Source organism: Cupriavidus sp. FW305-3-2-15-C-LB2 (genome assembly GCF_058787575.1).
The window spans coordinates 119,335-134,488 of record NZ_JBYSZW010000009.1 but is presented as its reverse complement, the minus strand read 5'-3'; the positions used below and the strand labels follow the sequence as shown (position 1 = coordinate 134,488).

Annotated in this window: 13 protein-coding genes; 5 read left to right on the top strand and 8 right to left on the bottom strand. The window is 65.6% G+C overall.

Annotated elements, in window-relative coordinates; translation table 11 throughout:
• Nucleotides 1–7: 7 nt before the first annotated feature.
• On the bottom strand, nt 8–1,006 hold the full coding sequence (locus AC3WRR_RS09715; RefSeq protein WP_010810230.1) for a Bug family tripartite tricarboxylate transporter substrate binding protein: 999 nt from the start codon (nt 1,004–1,006) through the stop codon (nt 8–10).
• Nucleotides 1,007–1,120: 114 nt separating this feature from the next.
• On the opposite strand from AC3WRR_RS09715, the gene AC3WRR_RS09710 reads away from it, so the two are divergent.
• Both AC3WRR_RS09710 and AC3WRR_RS09705 read left to right on the top strand, forming a co-directional pair.
• The gene (locus tag AC3WRR_RS09710; RefSeq protein WP_010810231.1) at nt 1,121–2,032 is read left to right on the top strand and encodes a LysR family transcriptional regulator; all 912 of its coding nucleotides are present in this window, start codon (nt 1,121–1,123) and stop codon (nt 2,030–2,032) included.
• Between the two features lie 172 nt (nt 2,033–2,204).
• Nucleotides 2,205–3,008 carry a BPL-N domain-containing protein gene (locus tag AC3WRR_RS09705; RefSeq protein ID WP_492296799.1) on the top strand — a complete coding sequence of 268 codons (804 nt, stop codon included), beginning with the start codon at nt 2,205–2,207 and terminating at the stop codon, nt 3,006–3,008.
• Between the two features lie 39 nt (nt 3,009–3,047).
• Here the strand turns inward: AC3WRR_RS09705 and AC3WRR_RS09700 are convergent, their stop codons facing one another.
• Genes AC3WRR_RS09700 through AC3WRR_RS09685 form a run of 4 tightly spaced genes read right to left on the bottom strand, consistent with a single transcriptional unit; the run spans nt 3,048 to nt 8,571 of the window.
• Nucleotides 3,048–4,778 (bottom strand): acetyl/propionyl/methylcrotonyl-CoA carboxylase subunit alpha, encoded by a 1,731-nt coding sequence (locus AC3WRR_RS09700; RefSeq protein WP_492296798.1) that lies wholly within the window; start codon nt 4,776–4,778, stop codon nt 3,048–3,050.
• Between the two features lie 27 nt (nt 4,779–4,805).
• Nucleotides 4,806–6,449 (bottom strand): 5-oxoprolinase subunit PxpB, encoded by a 1,644-nt coding sequence (pxpB, locus tag AC3WRR_RS09695; protein ID WP_492296796.1) that lies wholly within the window; start codon nt 6,447–6,449, stop codon nt 4,806–4,808.
• 27 nt (nt 6,450–6,476) lie between these two features.
• Nucleotides 6,477–7,289: a putative hydro-lyase gene (locus AC3WRR_RS09690; RefSeq protein ID WP_010810235.1), complete on the bottom strand. Its 813-nt coding sequence runs from the start codon at nt 7,287–7,289 to the stop codon at nt 6,477–6,479.
• A gap of 28 nt (nt 7,290–7,317) precedes the next feature.
• On the bottom strand, nt 7,318–8,571 hold the full coding sequence (locus tag AC3WRR_RS09685; RefSeq protein ID WP_010810236.1) for an MFS transporter: 1,254 nt from the start codon (nt 8,569–8,571) through the stop codon (nt 7,318–7,320).
• 335 nt (nt 8,572–8,906) lie between these two features.
• On the opposite strand from AC3WRR_RS09685, the gene AC3WRR_RS09680 reads away from it, so the two are divergent.
• Nucleotides 8,907–9,575, top strand: a complete 669-nt coding sequence (locus tag AC3WRR_RS09680; RefSeq protein ID WP_010810237.1) for a GntR family transcriptional regulator — start codon at nt 8,907–8,909, stop codon at nt 9,573–9,575.
• 108 nt (nt 9,576–9,683) lie between these two features.
• On the opposite strand, the gene AC3WRR_RS09675 is transcribed toward AC3WRR_RS09680, so the two are convergent.
• The gene (locus AC3WRR_RS09675) at nt 9,684–10,583 is read right to left on the bottom strand and encodes a GntR family transcriptional regulator (protein WP_492296795.1); all 900 of its coding nucleotides are present in this window, start codon (nt 10,581–10,583) and stop codon (nt 9,684–9,686) included.
• A gap of 264 nt (nt 10,584–10,847) precedes the next feature.
• On the opposite strand from AC3WRR_RS09675, the gene AC3WRR_RS09670 reads away from it, so the two are divergent.
• Both AC3WRR_RS09670 and AC3WRR_RS09665 read left to right on the top strand, forming a co-directional pair.
• The gene (locus AC3WRR_RS09670) at nt 10,848–11,972 is read left to right on the top strand and encodes an NAD(P)H-dependent flavin oxidoreductase (RefSeq protein ID WP_492296793.1); all 1,125 of its coding nucleotides are present in this window, start codon (nt 10,848–10,850) and stop codon (nt 11,970–11,972) included.
• 83 nt (nt 11,973–12,055) lie between these two features.
• Nucleotides 12,056–12,652, top strand: a complete 597-nt coding sequence (locus AC3WRR_RS09665) for a DJ-1/PfpI family protein (protein ID WP_011617461.1) — start codon at nt 12,056–12,058, stop codon at nt 12,650–12,652.
• Nucleotides 12,653–12,681: 29 nt separating this feature from the next.
• Here AC3WRR_RS09665 and AC3WRR_RS09660 read toward each other — a convergent pair whose 3' ends face one another.
• Both AC3WRR_RS09660 and AC3WRR_RS09655 read right to left on the bottom strand, forming a co-directional pair.
• A complete protein-coding gene (locus AC3WRR_RS09660) occupies nt 12,682–14,061 on the bottom strand; it encodes an FAD-containing oxidoreductase (RefSeq protein WP_492296791.1) in 1,380 nt (459 codons plus the stop codon).
• Between the two features lie 68 nt (nt 14,062–14,129).
• Nucleotides 14,130–15,047: a LysR family transcriptional regulator gene (locus tag AC3WRR_RS09655; RefSeq protein ID WP_010810242.1), complete on the bottom strand. Its 918-nt coding sequence runs from the start codon at nt 15,045–15,047 to the stop codon at nt 14,130–14,132.
• Nucleotides 15,048–15,154: the final 107 nt, after the last annotated feature.

Sequence of the window (15,154 nt, the reverse complement as noted above, 5' to 3'; positions counted from 1 at the left end):
GTCGTCCTTATTGCGGCTGCAAGCCGATGGCACGGGCAATGCCGCGGTATTGTTCGATGCTCTGCTGATAGGCCTTCTGACTTTCGGCAAGCGACACCGGCTTGGACGCAGGCAGGTTCGCGGCATCCAGGCTTGCGCGCACCGAGGGGTCGGCCAGCGTATGCACAATCGCGTTGTGCACCGCCTGCACGACAGGCTCGGCAGTGTCCTTCTTCACGAAGATGCCAGCCCAGGTTGAATAGTTGAAGCCTCGCAGCGCCTTGCTCTCATTGACGCTGGGGACCGACTTCACTGCCTCCACTCGCGTAGGCGACAGTACGGCCAGCATCCGGACCTGGCCGGTGCGCATGCGTTCGATGTCAGGCTTGCCAAATGGCGAGATGAAGATATCGACGATTCCGCCAACGAGGTCCTGGATCACGGGCGCGCCGCCCTTGTAAGGGACGTGAGTCATCGGCGCTCCGATGGTTTGGGACATGTGCGCCCCCAGGAGGTGATAGAGCGAGCCGATGCCGACGCTGGCGTACGTCAGTGGTTTGCCGGCCTTGGCTGCCTGCGCGGCATAGGCGGCGAGTTCGTCGACATCCTTTACCGGCAGATCCCTGCGCACCAGGATGGCAAGATCGACAGTGCCGACCATATGCACCAGCCTGAAATCTTCGCTCCTGAATTTGATTGCGGCATTGGCCAGCGGCGTAGTGATGAGCTCGCCGGGCCCTGCCTGCAATAGCAGGTGGCCGTCGGCCGGTGCATGAAGGACCTTCTGCGCGGCAATCGCGCCACCAGCTCCCCCGAGGTTCTCGACGATGACTGGCTGCCCGAACTGCCGGGCCAGGGACCCGTTCAGGTTCCGGGCAACAACGTCGGAGAGGCCGCCCGCCGGGAACGGCACCATCAGCGTTACCGGCCGGTCAGGAAAGCCGTGTGCCGGCGCCAGCCCTGCAAAAAGCAGTGCTGCAACCAAGCCGCCGAGCCAACGGCGGCCAATGTTCTTGAATCGGGTCATGGCGGTCTCCTCAATGCATGTTCTTGTGGAATCGGATCGTAAAGCGCCGTCCGGCATGCGTCCAATGCATTATCGGTCTAAAATTTATTCAAAAATCTCATCTATAAGTGCGCAATGCATCTCAAACATCTCAAGCATCTGCTGATGGTGGCGGATATGGCGTCCTTCAGCCAGGCGGCACAACGCCTGCACCTGACCCAGTCCGCGCTGAGCCGGAGCATCCAGACGTTGGAGGACGAACTGGGAGGCCGCCTGATCGACCGGCACGGCAAGCGCAATGTGCTGACCCCATTGGGGGAGCTGACTGCAAACCGGGCCCGGCGCATCGTGTTCGAGGAAGCGGAACTGCACCGCAGCGTCGAACTGTTCCACCACCACCACCTGGGTGCCATCCGCGTCGGGCTGGGCGCGGGGCCGGGCGCAGTGCTGGCGACGCCGTTTCTCCGATACATGGCCAGGCACCATCCCGGCATACAGGTCAGCGTGTCGCTTGGTACTTCCGATGCGCTGATGATCCAGCTGCGTCAGCGATCGCTTGATGCAGTCATCGTGGAGGTGAGCAGCGTGGCGCCAGCAACGGACCTTCGCCACGAACTGCTGAACGCGTTGCAGGGCCGCTTTATCTGCCGCACAGGACATCCGCTTGTGCAACAGGCTGCCGGCGGAGACGCCGTATCGTTTGACGATGTCATGCGTTATCCGCTGGCTTCCGCCCCGCTCAGCACGGAAGTCGCGCGCAACCTGGTGAAGCGCTTCGGTCCACGCGCGGATCCGGAGCATTGCCTTAGCCTCAGGTGCGAGAATGTCCGGAGCCTGGTCGAAGCTGTGCTGGATTCCGACGCGATACTGTTCAGCATCGTCGCCGCAGTGCGTGCGGAGATTGCCGCAGGAAAACTATGCGAACTGGTCACGACCCCAGCGGTCGATGATGGCCCCCGCTATGCCTTTTTCACCCTGGCGGGGCGGACCGAGGCGCCCAGCATGGAAATATTCCGGAAATTCACGGACGAGCATTTGCGTGACTAGCCGCCAGGCGAGCTGTTCCCGATCGGCAGCGTTATGCTTGAATCCATTCAGGGCAATGATGTGCCTTGTCGATGCACAACAAGAGTTCCTTGGATCACCCAACCTCCACTCCGAGACCGGTACCGGAGCCGTCCCGTGAGTTCCCGTTCCTTATTCAAAAGCGGATGCCGGTATGCCAAGGCCCCAGATCCTGACCTATGTCGACGCCGGCGCTTCCGACTGGACCGCATGCCTGATGCGGACCATCGGGCACCAACTCCACGCCAGCACCTACGAGAACCGTGCGGTGATGGCAGACGACATCCGGCACGACGCCACGCTGTTCGATGGGGCGGTGCTGTTTGTCATGCCGGGAGGCGCCGACCTTCCCTACTGTGCAATGCTGAACGGTGCCCCGAACGCGCGCATCCGGCGTTTCGTCGAGCAGGGCGGCGTCTACCTCGGGATTTGCGCGGGCGCTTACTACGCATGTCGGGAACTGGCGTTTCACGCCGGCACCAGGGGCGCAATCTGCGGCCCGCGCGAGCTGTGCTTTGTCGACGCCGTGGCAGTGGGCTCGCTGCCAGAACTGACTGACGGCATGCTGTATGACGGCACGCCGCGTACCACGGCCGCGGTGAGACTGCGCACCACGGACAGCCTGACCGATGTCCCGATGTCGCTATACACCCACTACCATGGCGGCTGCCGCTTTGACTTCGGCGACGCTCCCGGTGCTGACACGCAGGTCCTGGCCGTCTATGCGGATATCGATGGCACGCCGCCCGCCATCGTCAGTTCACGGGTTGGCAAGGGCCGCGCGGTGCTCGCCGGCGTCCACCTGGAGATCTCCGAGCGGGAGTGCAAGGATGCGCTGCGCGGACACAGCGATATGCCTGAACACCTCCATGTCTGCGACCGGCTGGCGGAGACCGGCGATACACGCCTGGCGGTGTTTCGCCGCTTGCTGGCGCACGCGGGGCTGGTGCTGAACTGAGCGGCGCGCCCTACCCTTTGGCCGGCATTCTTGGTGAATTCACACAATGTTGACCAGCCGCGTCCCCGCCGTCAGGAACGTGCCTGCGGCCGCCTGCCACGTTACGCGGCCGCCGCGATGAGCATGGACTTGCATCTCCATCTTCATGGCTTCCATCACGGCGATCAGATCGCCTTCCTTGACCTCGTCGCCAACTGCGACCTTCCAGGTCTGCACGGTGCCGGCGATCGGGGATGGCAGGTCGGCCGGGTCAGTAGCGGCGGCCTGGGCCGGCGCCGCGGCGCTGCCTTGCCCGGGCGCGTCGGCGAGGCCGCGCAGCAGCTGCGCCGGCAGCCCCAGCACCATGCGGCGGCCGTCGATCTCGATGGCGGTGCGCAACAGGCTGGCATCGTGCCGGGGCTCGGCACGGGTGGCCGCTGCCAGCGGTTCGGCGAAGTCGGACTCGATCCAGCGCGTGTGGACCCTGAAGCCATCCGCGCCGAGGAAATCTGCGTGGTCGATCACCGCACGGTGGAACGGCAGCACCGACGCCACACCCTCGATACGGAACTCGCGCAGCGCACGGCTTGCGCGCGCCAGCGCCTGTTCGCGCGTGGCACCGGTCACGATGAGCTTGGCCATCAGCGAGTCGAATGTGCCGGGGACCACCGAGCCCGACTGCACACCCGAGTCCACGCGCACCCCGGGGCCCGACGGAGCTTCGAAGGTCTGCACCGGCCCGGGCGTGGGCAGGAAGCCGCGGCCCACGTCCTCGGCGTTGATGCGGAACTCGATTGAATGGCCCAGCGGCGCCGGGGTTTCGGTAATGGAGAGCGGCAAGCCATCCGCCACGCGCAATTGCTCGACCACCAGGTCCACGCCGGTGGTCTGCTCGGTCACGGGGTGCTCCACCTGCAGGCGGGTGTTGACCTCCAGGAAGGAGATCGCGCCGCTGGCGCTGAGCAGGAATTCCACGGTGCCGGCACTGGTGTAGCTGGCCGCCGCGCAGATGTCGCGGGCGGCGGCGTGGATACGCGCGCGCTGCGCGTCGGTCAGGAACGGCGCGGGGGCTTCTTCGACCAGCTTCTGGTTGCGGCGCTGCAGCGAGCAGTCGCGCGTGCCCAGCACCACGACATTGCCATGCTGGTCGGCCAGTACCTGCGCTTCGATATGGCGGGGCTTGTCGAGGAACTGCTCAACGAAGCATTCGCCGCGGCCAAAGGCAGTGACAGCCTCGCGCACGGCGGAGGCGTACAACTCTTCCACCTCATCCATGCGCCATGCGATCTTCATGCCGCGGCCGCCGCCGCCGAAGGCTGCCTTGATGATGATCGGCAGGCCGTACTGCTCGGCAAAGGCCAGTACCTCACTGGCATCCACGACCGGGTCGGGCGTGCCGGCGACCAGCGGGGCGCCAACCTGCAAGGCGATCTTGCGCGCTTCCACCTTGTCGCCCAGCCGCGCAATCGTGGCGGGAGACGGGCCAATCCAGACCAGGCCGGCATCGATCACGGCCTTGGCAAAGGCTTCACTTTCCGACAGGAAGCCGTAGCCTGGATGCACGGCATCTGCCCCGCTGCGCCGGGCGATATCGAGCAGCTTGGGAATGTTCAGGTAGGTGTCGGCCGGACGGTCGCCATCCAGGCCGTAGGCCTCGTCGGCCAGCCGCGCGTGCAGCGCGTCGATATCAGCATTGGCATACACGGCCACCGACCCGACTCCGTAGTCGGCACAGGCGCGGATGATGCGGACGGCAATCTCGCCACGGTTGGCAATCAGGACTTTCTTCATCGCAAATCTCGGTTGGGGCTTGTACGCTCAGGCGGCAGACGGTCGCTGCGCCGACAGTTGCAGCTCTGACGGTTGAAGTTCTTCGAAGGCGCCGAGCGGGTTGAAGCGCAGCCAGGCGCCAACCGGAATCTGTCCGGCGCGGTCCAGGTGGTAAGGCGCCACGGCCCCGATCACGGGGTAGCCGCCGGTCAGCGGGTGGTCGGCCAGGAACAGCACGGGTTGGCCGCTTGGCGGCACCTGCAACGCACCCAGGGCGGTGCCCTCGCTGGGCAGCTCGCCGGTGATGGCGCGCTCCAGCGGCACCTCGCCGGCCAGGCGCAGTCCCACGCGGTTGGATTGCGGGGTGACTTGCCAGCGCTGCGCAGCAAGGCGCGCCACGGACTCCGCAGTGAACCAGTCGGTGCGGGGACCGAGCACCACATCCAGCACGACGTCCTGCTCCACCGTGGGCAGATCGGCGGCAGGCAACCCGGGGGTGCCCACGACGGCGCCGGCCGGTGCGGGCAGCAGGTCCAGCACATCGCCCACGGCCAGTGGCGCGGGACCGACCTTGGCCAGCGAGTCAGTCGCACAACTGCCCAGGACCGGCGTGACGGCAAACCCGCCGCGTGCTGCCACATAGCTGCGGGCGCCGGCAAGAGGCTGACCGATGCTCAGCGTGTCGCCATCGGCCAGCGCCACGGCCTGGTGGTTCGGGACGCTCCATTGGCGACCATCGGCAGTGCGCACCGTCAGCGCCGCATCGGCGCCAGTGACAGCCAGCACGGTTTCACCCACGCTCTGCAGTTGCAGGCCGCCGCCCACGGTCTCGAGCGCCGCGCCGTCGCTGCGGTTGCCGACCAGGCGGTTGGCCATCTTGAGGGCGGCCTGGTCCATCGCACCCGAGGCCGAGACGCCCTGCCCCGCCTGGCCGTGCCGGCCCAGGTCCTGGAACACGGTCTGCAGCCCGGTGGCCCTCACCTTCAGCGCCGCGGCAGCAGCCGCCTTGTCCGTCGGCAACGGCTGGCGCGCCGGGGCGCCGGCGGCGATGGCGCTGCCCGCATCGAGCACGCCATCGAGCGTGGCGATGTCGATGAAGCGCACGCGATAGCCGGGCTGCAGCAGCGCAGGCTGTTCGCGATTCAGGTCCCACATGGCCACGGGGGTAACCCCGATGATCTGCCAGCCGCCCGGGCTGGCCTGCGGGTACACGCCGCTGAAGGTGCCAGCCAGGCCCACGGCGCCGGCGGGAATACGCGTGCGCGGCGTACTGCGGCGCGGCACGTCGAAGCTGGGATGGCCGCCGCTGAGATAGGCAAAGCCTGGCGCAAAGCCGGTAAAGGCAACGGTGTATTCGCTGCCGGTGTGGCGGCGCACCACTTCCCTGGGCGTGATGCCAAGCAGCTGGGCCACCTCGGCCAGGTCCTCGCCGTCATAGCGCACCGGAATCTCGACCAGGATGTTGCTGCGCTCGACGCGCTGCGACAGGTCGCGCGCGGCGATGGCCGATACCAGCGCGGCGGCGCTGATGGCCGATGGGCGGAAGTGAACGAGGATGGTGCGCGCGGCGGGCACCAGCTCCGCCACGCCGTGCACGGGATCGCGCTGCAGCGAGGCCAGCAGGGCCAGGGTCTGGTCCAGGTCGGCCAGTTCCACCAGCAGTGCATTCGAAGTGACGGGCAGAAAACGCAAAACGAGCTCCGCAATGACCCGGAGGTCCTAGACGTGATACGTGCTGTCTGGCACGTCGGTAATGAACATGTGGCCCGGCGCATGCGTCACGGCGAACGGCACGCCTGACGCCATCACGGCCGCCTGGGGCGTGACGCCGCAAGCCCAGAACACCGGGATCTCGCCCGGCTCGATACGCACGGCGTCACCAAAGTCAGGCCTGGCGAGGTCGGCAATGCCCAGCGCGGCCGGATCGCCGACATGGACGGGCGAGCCGTGCACCGACGGGAAGCGTCCGCTGATGGAAACCGCATCGGCAACCCGATGCGCAGGGATGGGCCGCATGGACACGACCATCTCGCCATGCAGGCGGCCAGCCGGGCGACACTGGCGGTTGGTGCGGTACATCGGCACGTTGGAACCGTCGGCGATATGCCGCACCTCGATGCCTGCCTCTTGCAGCGGCGTCTCGAAGGTGAAGCTGCAGCCGATCAGGAAGGTGACCAGGTCCGGGTGCTCAGTCCACAGGGGCGTGGCATCCGCCACCTCCTCCGCCAGCTTGCCGTCGCGCCACACGCGATACAGCGGGATATCGGTGCGGATATCGGCCCCTTGCGCCAGCACGGTCTGCTGTGCACCCGCTTCGATCACGTCGAGCACGGGACAGGCCTTGGGGTTGCGTTGCGCGTACAGCAGGAAGTCCCAGGCCCAGTCGCGCGGCAACGCGATCATGTTGGCTTGCGTCATCCCCGGTGCAATGCCGGCGGTAGGCTGTACCGTGCCGGCACGGTAGCTTGCGCGCGCTGCGCGCGCGGCGTTCACGGCGGCGATGCGGGTGCGTTCCAGTGCGGAATCTTGCATGCGTGTTGCTCCAGTGTCTTGGATCAGATCAATGCGCGGCCTCGGCCCCGGCTTCGGCGAGCAATTCGCGCCCTTGCGTTTCCGGCAACAGCAGGCAGGCGATAACGACCAGCCCATAGGCGCCGGCGGCGAGATAGCCGATGGCAACCCCCAGCGACATCGATGCGCTCATATGCCCGATCATGGCCGGGAATATGGAACCGACCGCACGGCCAAAGTTGTAGCAGAAGCCCTGGCCGGAGCCGCGGATATGGCTCGGATACAGCTCCGTCAGGTAGGCCCCCATCCCCGAGAAGATCCCGGACAGGAAGAAACCCAGGGGGAAACCCAGCACCAGCATCGCGGCGTCGGTGATCGGCAACTGCGTATAGCAGATCACGAGGAAGGCCGCGCTCACCGCAAACAGCATGAAGCAACGCCGGCGCCCCAGGCGGTCGGACAGCCAGGCGCTGGTCAGGTAGCCGGCGAAGGACCCGGCGATCAGCACCATCAGGTAGCCGCTGGTGTTGAGCACGGAGAGATTGCGTTCCATCTTGAGGTAGGTGGGCAGCCAGGTCGTCACCGAATAGTAGGCACCTTGCATGCCGGTCGCCAGCAGGCTTGCCAGCACCGTCACGCGCAGCACGCCGGGCTTGAAGATCAGCATGAAGTTATTGCTTTGCCCGGTGCGGGCCAGCTTGGCCCTGGTTTCCTGATACACCTCGGGCTCGGAGATATTGCGGCGGATATACAGGATAAAGACCGCCGGCAGCACGCCGGCCCAGAACAGCACGCGCCATGCGTATTGCTGCTCGAACACGGCATAGACCGCCCAGAATGCAATCGCCGACAGGCCCCAGCCGATGGCCCAGCTGCTTTGCACCAGTCCGACCGCCTTGCCACGGTGGCGGGCCCGGATCATCTCGGCGATCAGCAGGGAACCGACTGACCATTCGCCGCCAAAGCCCAGGCCTTGCAGCATGCGGGTCAGGAACAGTTGCTCGGGGGACTGGGTGAAGCCGCTCAGGAACGTGAAGAAACTGAACCAGAGCACGGTCAGCTGCAGGATCCGCACGCGACCATATTTGTCGGCCAGGATGCCGGCCAGCCAGCCGCCGATGGCCGAGCTGATGAGCGCGCCCGTCGCGATGTAGCCAGCCTCGGCCTTGGTCATGCCCCACACCAGGATGAAGGTGGGGATCATGAAGGTGTAGATCATGTAGTCGAAGGCATCGACCCCATAGCCGACGAAGGCGGCAAAGAGCGTCTTGCGCTCCGCCTGATTTGTTTCTTTAAGCCACATGGTTGCGCTCACTATGGATAAGGACAAAGCGTGGACAAGGCTCGTCGCGATGTCTTCACGACGAAGTTCCGGTAGCGAGCAAGACCACTAAGACAGCGGCCCCGCACCCCAGCCGCTGTTTAGCAAAACACATGCCATGTTCATCTATCTGCACGTATGACTCAACCACTGTGACATATTGTTGAACAATATTGGATGAGGTTCGATTCTCGTATACACCTAAGTCACGTCTGCAGGGCAGACTTCGCACCAATCTTGTGCCTATTGTTCAACAAAGTGAGATAACATCGCCGCACGGGGCATGGCTGAACCTGTCGCCCCTGACGCAAGCCAACATGACATCCAGTACTGACGTAAGAAACCTGGCCGAGCGGGTCACGGAGCAGATTCGCCAGCGCATCGTGCATGGCGAATTCGCGCCCGGGCAGCGCTTGTCGGAAGCCGCGCTTAGCGAGAGCCTGCAGATCTCGCGCAACACCTTGCGCGAGACCTTTCGCGTGCTGACCAAGGAAGGCCTGCTCAAGCACGAACCCAACCGCGGGGTATCCGTGGCAATTCCCAGCATTGCGGCCATCATCGACATCTACCGCGTGCGCCGCATGATCGAGTGCCAGGCCATCGCCCAGGCCTACCCCAGCCATCCAGCCAGGAAGCACCTGCGCGAAGCGGTGGAAATGGGACTGCGCTGCCGCGACAGCGGCGACTGGCAAGGCGCGGGTACCGCCAATATGGAGTTCCATATGGCGATCGTGGAACTGGCCGACAGCGAGCGGCTGAACGTGATGTTCGCCCACCTGCTGGCCGAGCTGCGCCTGGCTTTCGGCATGCTGCAGGATCCCGAATTCCTGCATGGCCCATATGTCGAGCTGAACCAGCACATCCTGCAGTTGTTCGAGGCGGGCAAGCTCGCAGAGTGTGCCGCAGCCCTCAATGACTACCTGGTGCAGTCCGAGCGCATCGTGCTGTCGGTTTGCGCCCGGCACCCGATTTTCAAGGGGCGTTGAACGCCGGTGCGGCGCATCCATGCATAGCTGCTGCACGCCGAGCCGCAATGGCCACCGCCTGCTCAAGATGCGGAGCCATGCATTGTCGTCGGTAAGGCGCCAGTGTCCTCACTTCACGGCAAGCGTAAACGGCAGCAGCAGCGCATTCACAAGCAGCAAGCCATAGACGACCACCGCCGCCGCCGGGATGGCGAAACGCGTCCGATCCTGTGCGCGCGCGGCACGGCGCGTCCACAGGAAACCCGCACCCATCACGACCAGTCCTGAAAGCAGACTCTCCACGGCAAGGGCTGCCGGATGGGACTTGTCCGGGCGGCTGTTCTTGTTCTCGGCAACGGGAGGCGCTGTGGCTTGCCAGACAGGCAGCGTTTCAACAGCCGGAGCCGTCGGCCGTGTTGGTTCGACGGGTTCCGGTCCAGCCGCCGCGGCAAGCGGCTCTGCCGGCGGCGGCTCTTCTTGCACGCGCTGCGTCGGCGCAGGGATCTGCGTTGAGGTCTGCGAGCCCTGCGCGGAAGACACCACAGGCGGCGGTGCCGCCTCCTGGCTGGCGGGTGGCGACACCGCCGTTGCTGCTTGATTCGCGGAGTCGGACCGGCCCGGTGCGATTCGCATCGAATCCCGCTCCCGCCAGAATTTCGCGAACATGCTTTCCAGGCAGCGCACCGAGCCGCAGGCATCGCGCCGGCCGCGCCACGCCGCGATGTCCGAGTCCAGGATCCTGCCCTTGCGCAGCATCCTCTGCTGCTCGGCGTAAATGCGCTCGTAGCGCTCTGACAGCCTGGGGGAATCGCAGATCAGATGCCGCGGGCGCGCCTGCGGACCGGCCTCGTCCGTCGCAAGGCTGCATCTCACCCCGGAGCCATCCGGATTGTTGCAGCGTACGGGGGATTCGCGCGCAATTGGCTTGCAGACGATGTCAGAGGCCCACGCGCCGCTTGCGGCAGTAAGGCCCGCTGCTACACCCACGGAGACAATGGTGGCCAGGCGCCCTGTGATCCTCTTCATCATGATGCCCCATCAAAGCGGCCCAAGGCTTTCAAGCTAGTCGATAGTTGCCGGGTATTCCAGGCACGCAATGCGGGGCGCGCGCGGTAAGCCACCTTGCCCGGCACCGACAGGTCCGGATGCGTCGCGCGATGAACAATGCATTGCGAAGCCGCAGCAACTTCTCACGCCGCGAGATTTCATGGCATTCTCGATACCCTCCGACACAGCCTCGCCTTCGAAAATTTCCCGAGCGGAATCATGCACATCAAAGCGAAAGAGACTCTCATGGACACTTCCAGGCCTTCCAGCCAGCGCCGCAACCTTTGTTCGATCCTGGGCATTTCCACGCCCATCATCCAGGCGCCCATGGCCGGTGTCAGCACAGCGGCCATGGCTGCAGCCGTGTCAGAGGCCGGCGGGCTGGGCTCGCTCGGCGTCGGGGCAATGGATGCCGAAGCGGCGCGAAAGACAATCCGCGAGACACGAGCGCTGACCGGCGAGCCATTCAACGTCAACCTGTTCTGCCACGCCCCCGCCAAGGCCGATGAGGTGCGCGAGCAGGCCTGGCTCACCTACCTTGCCGCCCAGTTTGCCGAGCACGGCGCGACCACACCCGCCAGCTTGCGCGAGATCTACAGGAGTTTCGTGGCCGACGACGCCATGTTCCAGATGCTGCTGGAAGAAAAGCCAGCGGTTGTGAGCTTCCATTTTGGCCTTCCCGCCAAGCAGAAAATTGACGCGCTGCGCGCGGCCGGCATTGTGCTGCTGGCCAGTGCAACGTCCCTGCATGAGGCCCGCCAGATAGAGGCCGCCGGCGTGGACGCCATCGTCGCGCAAGGCATTGAAGCTGGCGGACACCGCGGCGCCTTCGACACCGATGGCTACGACGAAGGCCTCGGCACGCTGGCTCTGGTGCGTCTTCTGGTGCTGGGCACGAAACTTCCGGTGATTGCCTCGGGCGGCATCATGGACGGGGCAGGCATTGCCGCGGTACTGGCTCTCGGGGCAGAAGCCGCCCAGCTTGGCACCGCATTCGTCGCCTGCCCGGAGTCATCTGCCGATGCCGCCTATCGCGCGGCGCTGACCGCGCCCCAGCCGCGCGCGACCACGCTCACCCGCGCCATATCGGGCCGCGCGGCCAGGGGCTTCACCAACCGGCTCACGGCACTCGGCGCCGCCGCCGACGCACCTCCGGTGCCGGACTACCCGATCGCCTATGACGCGGGAAAGGCGCTTCACGCCGCTGCCAAGGCCGCGGGGAGCGCTGAGTACGCGGCGCAGTGGGCCGGGCAGGCAGCGCCGCTGGCCAGGTCCCTGCCGGCCGCGGAGCTGGTGGCGCAACTCAGGTCGGAGCTCAGGCAAGCGATCCTGCGCATGGCGACGTTTGCGGACCCGCAGGACGCAGCCTGAGCGTATCTATAACAATTATTTGAATGTACTGACTGCCGGCTCTACGATGGCGCAACCCAACGTCGCCACTCCCACGAGGCCCCATGCATATCGCCATCCTGACCTTCGAAGGCTTTAACGAAATCGACTCGCTGATCGCGCTCTCCATCCTCAACCGGGTCAAGCGGCCCGGCTGGCGGGTTTCGATCGCCAGTCCGGCGGCCAAGGTGCGTTCGCTGAACGGTGTGGTGATGGAGGCGCAAGCATCGTTGGAGGACGCATGCAACGCGGACGCTGTGCTGGTGGGTAGTGGGATACGAACCCGGGAAGTCGTCGCCGATACCGCGCTGATGTCGCAACTCCGCTTCGACCCGACGCGCCAGTTGTTGGGCGCGCAATGCTCGGGCACGCTCATACTAGCCAAACTGGGCTTGGTGAACGACGTTCCGGCCTGTACGGACCTGATCTCCAAGCCATGGGTAGTGGAGGCCGGCGTGGCTGTGCTCGATCAGCCGTTTGTCGCCAGGGGAAACGTTGCAACCGCCGGCGGATGCCTGGCGTCGCAGTACCTGGCCGCCTGGTTCATCGCCCGTCTGGAAGGCGTCGAGGCTGCACGCAACGCGATTGACTATGTGGCGCCAGTGGGCGAGAAGGTGGCCTACGTGACGCGCGCGATGGCGAACATTGCGCCGTTCCTCTGATGTGCGCCCCGGTCGAGCCGGCGCGCCAGCTAAGCCTGTAGCCGCAATTCCTGCAGCAGCGTCGGCACCAGCTCCGACACCGTCGGATGGATGTGCATCGCGCGGCTGATGGTGGTATAGGGTGCCTTGGCATACATGATGCCGAGCAGTGAGTGAATCACCTCGTCGCCGGTCACGCCGAGGATCGCGGCGCCCAGGATCATGCGGGTATCGGCGTCGACCACGACCTTCATGAAGCCCTGGCTCTCGCCCTTCTCCACGGCTCGCCCGACGCGGCTCATGGGGCGAGAGCCGACCAGCAGCCTGCGTCCGGATTGCCGGGCTTCTGCTTCCGTCATGCCGGCGCGGCCGAGCGGAGGGTCGATGAACATGGCATAGGCTGCGATGCGGTCCGTCACCTTGCGGGGATCGTTGTCGAGAAGGTTGGCAGCGACGATCTCATAGTCGTTGTACGACGTATGCGTGAACGCTCCGCGGCCATTGCAGTCGCCAAGCGCCCAGATGCCGGGGACATTGGTGCGCAATTGTTCGTCTACCTGGATATAGCCGCGGGCGTCGGTCTCCACCCCCGCCTGGTCCAGCCCCAGGTCCTCCGTGTTGGGCACGCGCCCGACCGCCAGCAGCAGGTGCGAGCCGTGGACGTCGCGCGCCCCGTCCGAACAATCCAGCCCGACCGCAATGTGGTCGCCTTCCCCGCGCGCGCTCAGGCAGTTGGCATTGAGCCGGATTTCGATCCCCTCGCGCTCCAGGATCTCCAGCACCGCCTGCGACACATCCTCGTCTTCGCGCTGGATCAGGCGCGGGCCTTTTTCGACAACGGTCACCCTGGCCCCAAAACGCCGGTACATCTGGCCAAACTCAAGGCCAATGTAGCTGCCGCCAACGATGATCAGGTGCTCCGGCAGGAAATCCACCTCCATCATGCTCGAGTTGGTCAGGTACGGCACCTGGTCCAGCCCGGGCATGGGCGGAACCAGGGCCCGGCCGCCGACGTTCACGAAAATCCGGTCAGCTTCCAGCAGTTCGCCGTTGACCCGCACGCTATGCGCGCTTTCAAAGCGGGCATGACCTTGATACACCGTGACGTTCTCCAGCCCGCGCATCCACTGTTCCACACCGTTGCTGGAACGGCCGGAGATCTCGTCCTTGCGTGCCTTCACCTGCTTCATGTCGACGGCGACCGGCCCGCCGATGGTCACGCCGTACTCGGCAGCCCGCCGCGCCAGTTGCGCTGCGTACGCGCTTGCGATGAGGGTTTTGGTGGGAATGCAGCCGGTGTTCACGCAGGTGCCGCCAAAACGCGCGCGCTCGATAACGGCCAGTTTCATGCCCGCGCCAGCCAGCCGCGCAGCGAGTGCGGGGCCGGCTTGTCCGGTGCCGATGATGATCGCGTCGAATCCTTGAGCCATCACGATTCTCCTTGCCTGGTACCGCAAAGCCACAAGGTACTTTAGATGGTGCGACGCTGCCCTGCCAGCTACGCGTAGGCGTCGACGCCCCGCACCAGCAGCCTGGCCAGCCGAGGCCGTCGCAACTGCTCCAGCCACCATTGCAGCGCGCGGCCTTCGTGATCGCCGCGCCAGCCCACGTAGAGCAGGTTGGGCTCGCGCGGGTCGGCGGTGCGCTTCTCTATCAGTTCGCCGCGCTGCAGCAGCGAGCCGACCCGGTGCCTGGGCAGCCAGCCGATCCCCAGGCCATCGCGCTGCGCCAGGGTCTTGGCTCGCACGCTCGGCACGGCCAGCAAGCGCTGACCGCCCACCATGCCGTAAGCGCGGCCGCCCGTGAGGCGTGATGAATCTGCCACCACCACGGCACGATGGCGGGCGATCTCCTCACGTGTCAATGGTTCGCGCGCGGCCGCCAGCGGATGCCGGGGCGAGACCGCAAACACCCATTCGATCACGCCCAGCTCGAACCACCCCAGGTTGGGGATGGCGGGCGGCTCGTTGGTGGCACCGATGACCAGATCGGCGCGGCCATCCCGCAGCGCTTCCCAGGTGCCGGCCAGCACTTCGTGTGTGACGCGCAGCGCCACGCCGGATTCCTGCGCGTCGAACGCATGCATGACGGGCATCAGCGTCTCGAATTCCATCAGCTCGTCGGTCACGATCCACAACCGGTCTTCCCAGCCATTGGCGACCTGCCGCACGCGCTGTGTGACGCGCGCGACATCCTGCGCAAGCCGGGCGGCTTCTTCGGTGAGCAATTCGCCGGCGCGCGTCAGCTGCAGGCGGTAGCCGCGGCGGTCGAACAAGAGTGCATCAAAGCGCTGCTCCAGCTGCCGCGCGGCGTGCGACACCGTGGACGGCGCCTTGCCCAGCCTGGCCGCCGCGCGCGACAGGCTGCCGGCCTCCCGGATGGCCTCCAGCAGGGCCAATTCGTCCTCCGACAACATGTGCAACTCCTTCGAACGTGTTCGTCGGATTGATCGTATGGCAAACCGGAGGCCAGCGCCCATACTCCAGTCACGCAATTGTTCAAATTCACCTTTCCCGATTGGAG

What these genes read in the sequence shown, in the direction of transcription:
- AC3WRR_RS09715 (WP_010810230.1), bottom strand. Translation starts at nt 1,006, where the DNA reads ATGACCCGATTCAAGAACATTGGCCGCCGTTGGCTCGGCGGCTTGGTT.
- AC3WRR_RS09710 (WP_010810231.1), top strand. Translation starts at nt 1,121, where the DNA reads ATGCATCTCAAACATCTCAAGCATCTGCTGATGGTGGCGGATATGGCG.
- AC3WRR_RS09705 (WP_492296799.1), top strand. Translation starts at nt 2,205, where the DNA reads ATGCCAAGGCCCCAGATCCTGACCTATGTCGACGCCGGCGCTTCCGAC.
- AC3WRR_RS09700 (WP_492296798.1), bottom strand. Translation starts at nt 4,778, where the DNA reads ATGAAGAAAGTCCTGATTGCCAACCGTGGCGAGATTGCCGTCCGCATC.
- AC3WRR_RS09690 (WP_010810235.1), bottom strand. Translation starts at nt 7,289, where the DNA reads ATGCAAGATTCCGCACTGGAACGCACCCGCATCGCCGCCGTGAACGCC.
- AC3WRR_RS09685 (WP_010810236.1), bottom strand. Translation starts at nt 8,571, where the DNA reads ATGTGGCTTAAAGAAACAAATCAGGCGGAGCGCAAGACGCTCTTTGCC.
- AC3WRR_RS09680 (WP_010810237.1), top strand. Translation starts at nt 8,907, where the DNA reads ATGACATCCAGTACTGACGTAAGAAACCTGGCCGAGCGGGTCACGGAG.
- AC3WRR_RS09675 (WP_492296795.1), bottom strand. Translation starts at nt 10,583, where the DNA reads ATGATGAAGAGGATCACAGGGCGCCTGGCCACCATTGTCTCCGTGGGT.
- AC3WRR_RS09670 (WP_492296793.1), top strand. Translation starts at nt 10,848, where the DNA reads ATGGACACTTCCAGGCCTTCCAGCCAGCGCCGCAACCTTTGTTCGATC.
- AC3WRR_RS09665 (WP_011617461.1), top strand. Translation starts at nt 12,056, where the DNA reads ATGCATATCGCCATCCTGACCTTCGAAGGCTTTAACGAAATCGACTCG.
- AC3WRR_RS09660 (WP_492296791.1), bottom strand. Translation starts at nt 14,061, where the DNA reads ATGGCTCAAGGATTCGACGCGATCATCATCGGCACCGGACAAGCCGGC.
- AC3WRR_RS09655 (WP_010810242.1), bottom strand. Translation starts at nt 15,047, where the DNA reads ATGTTGTCGGAGGACGAATTGGCCCTGCTGGAGGCCATCCGGGAGGCC.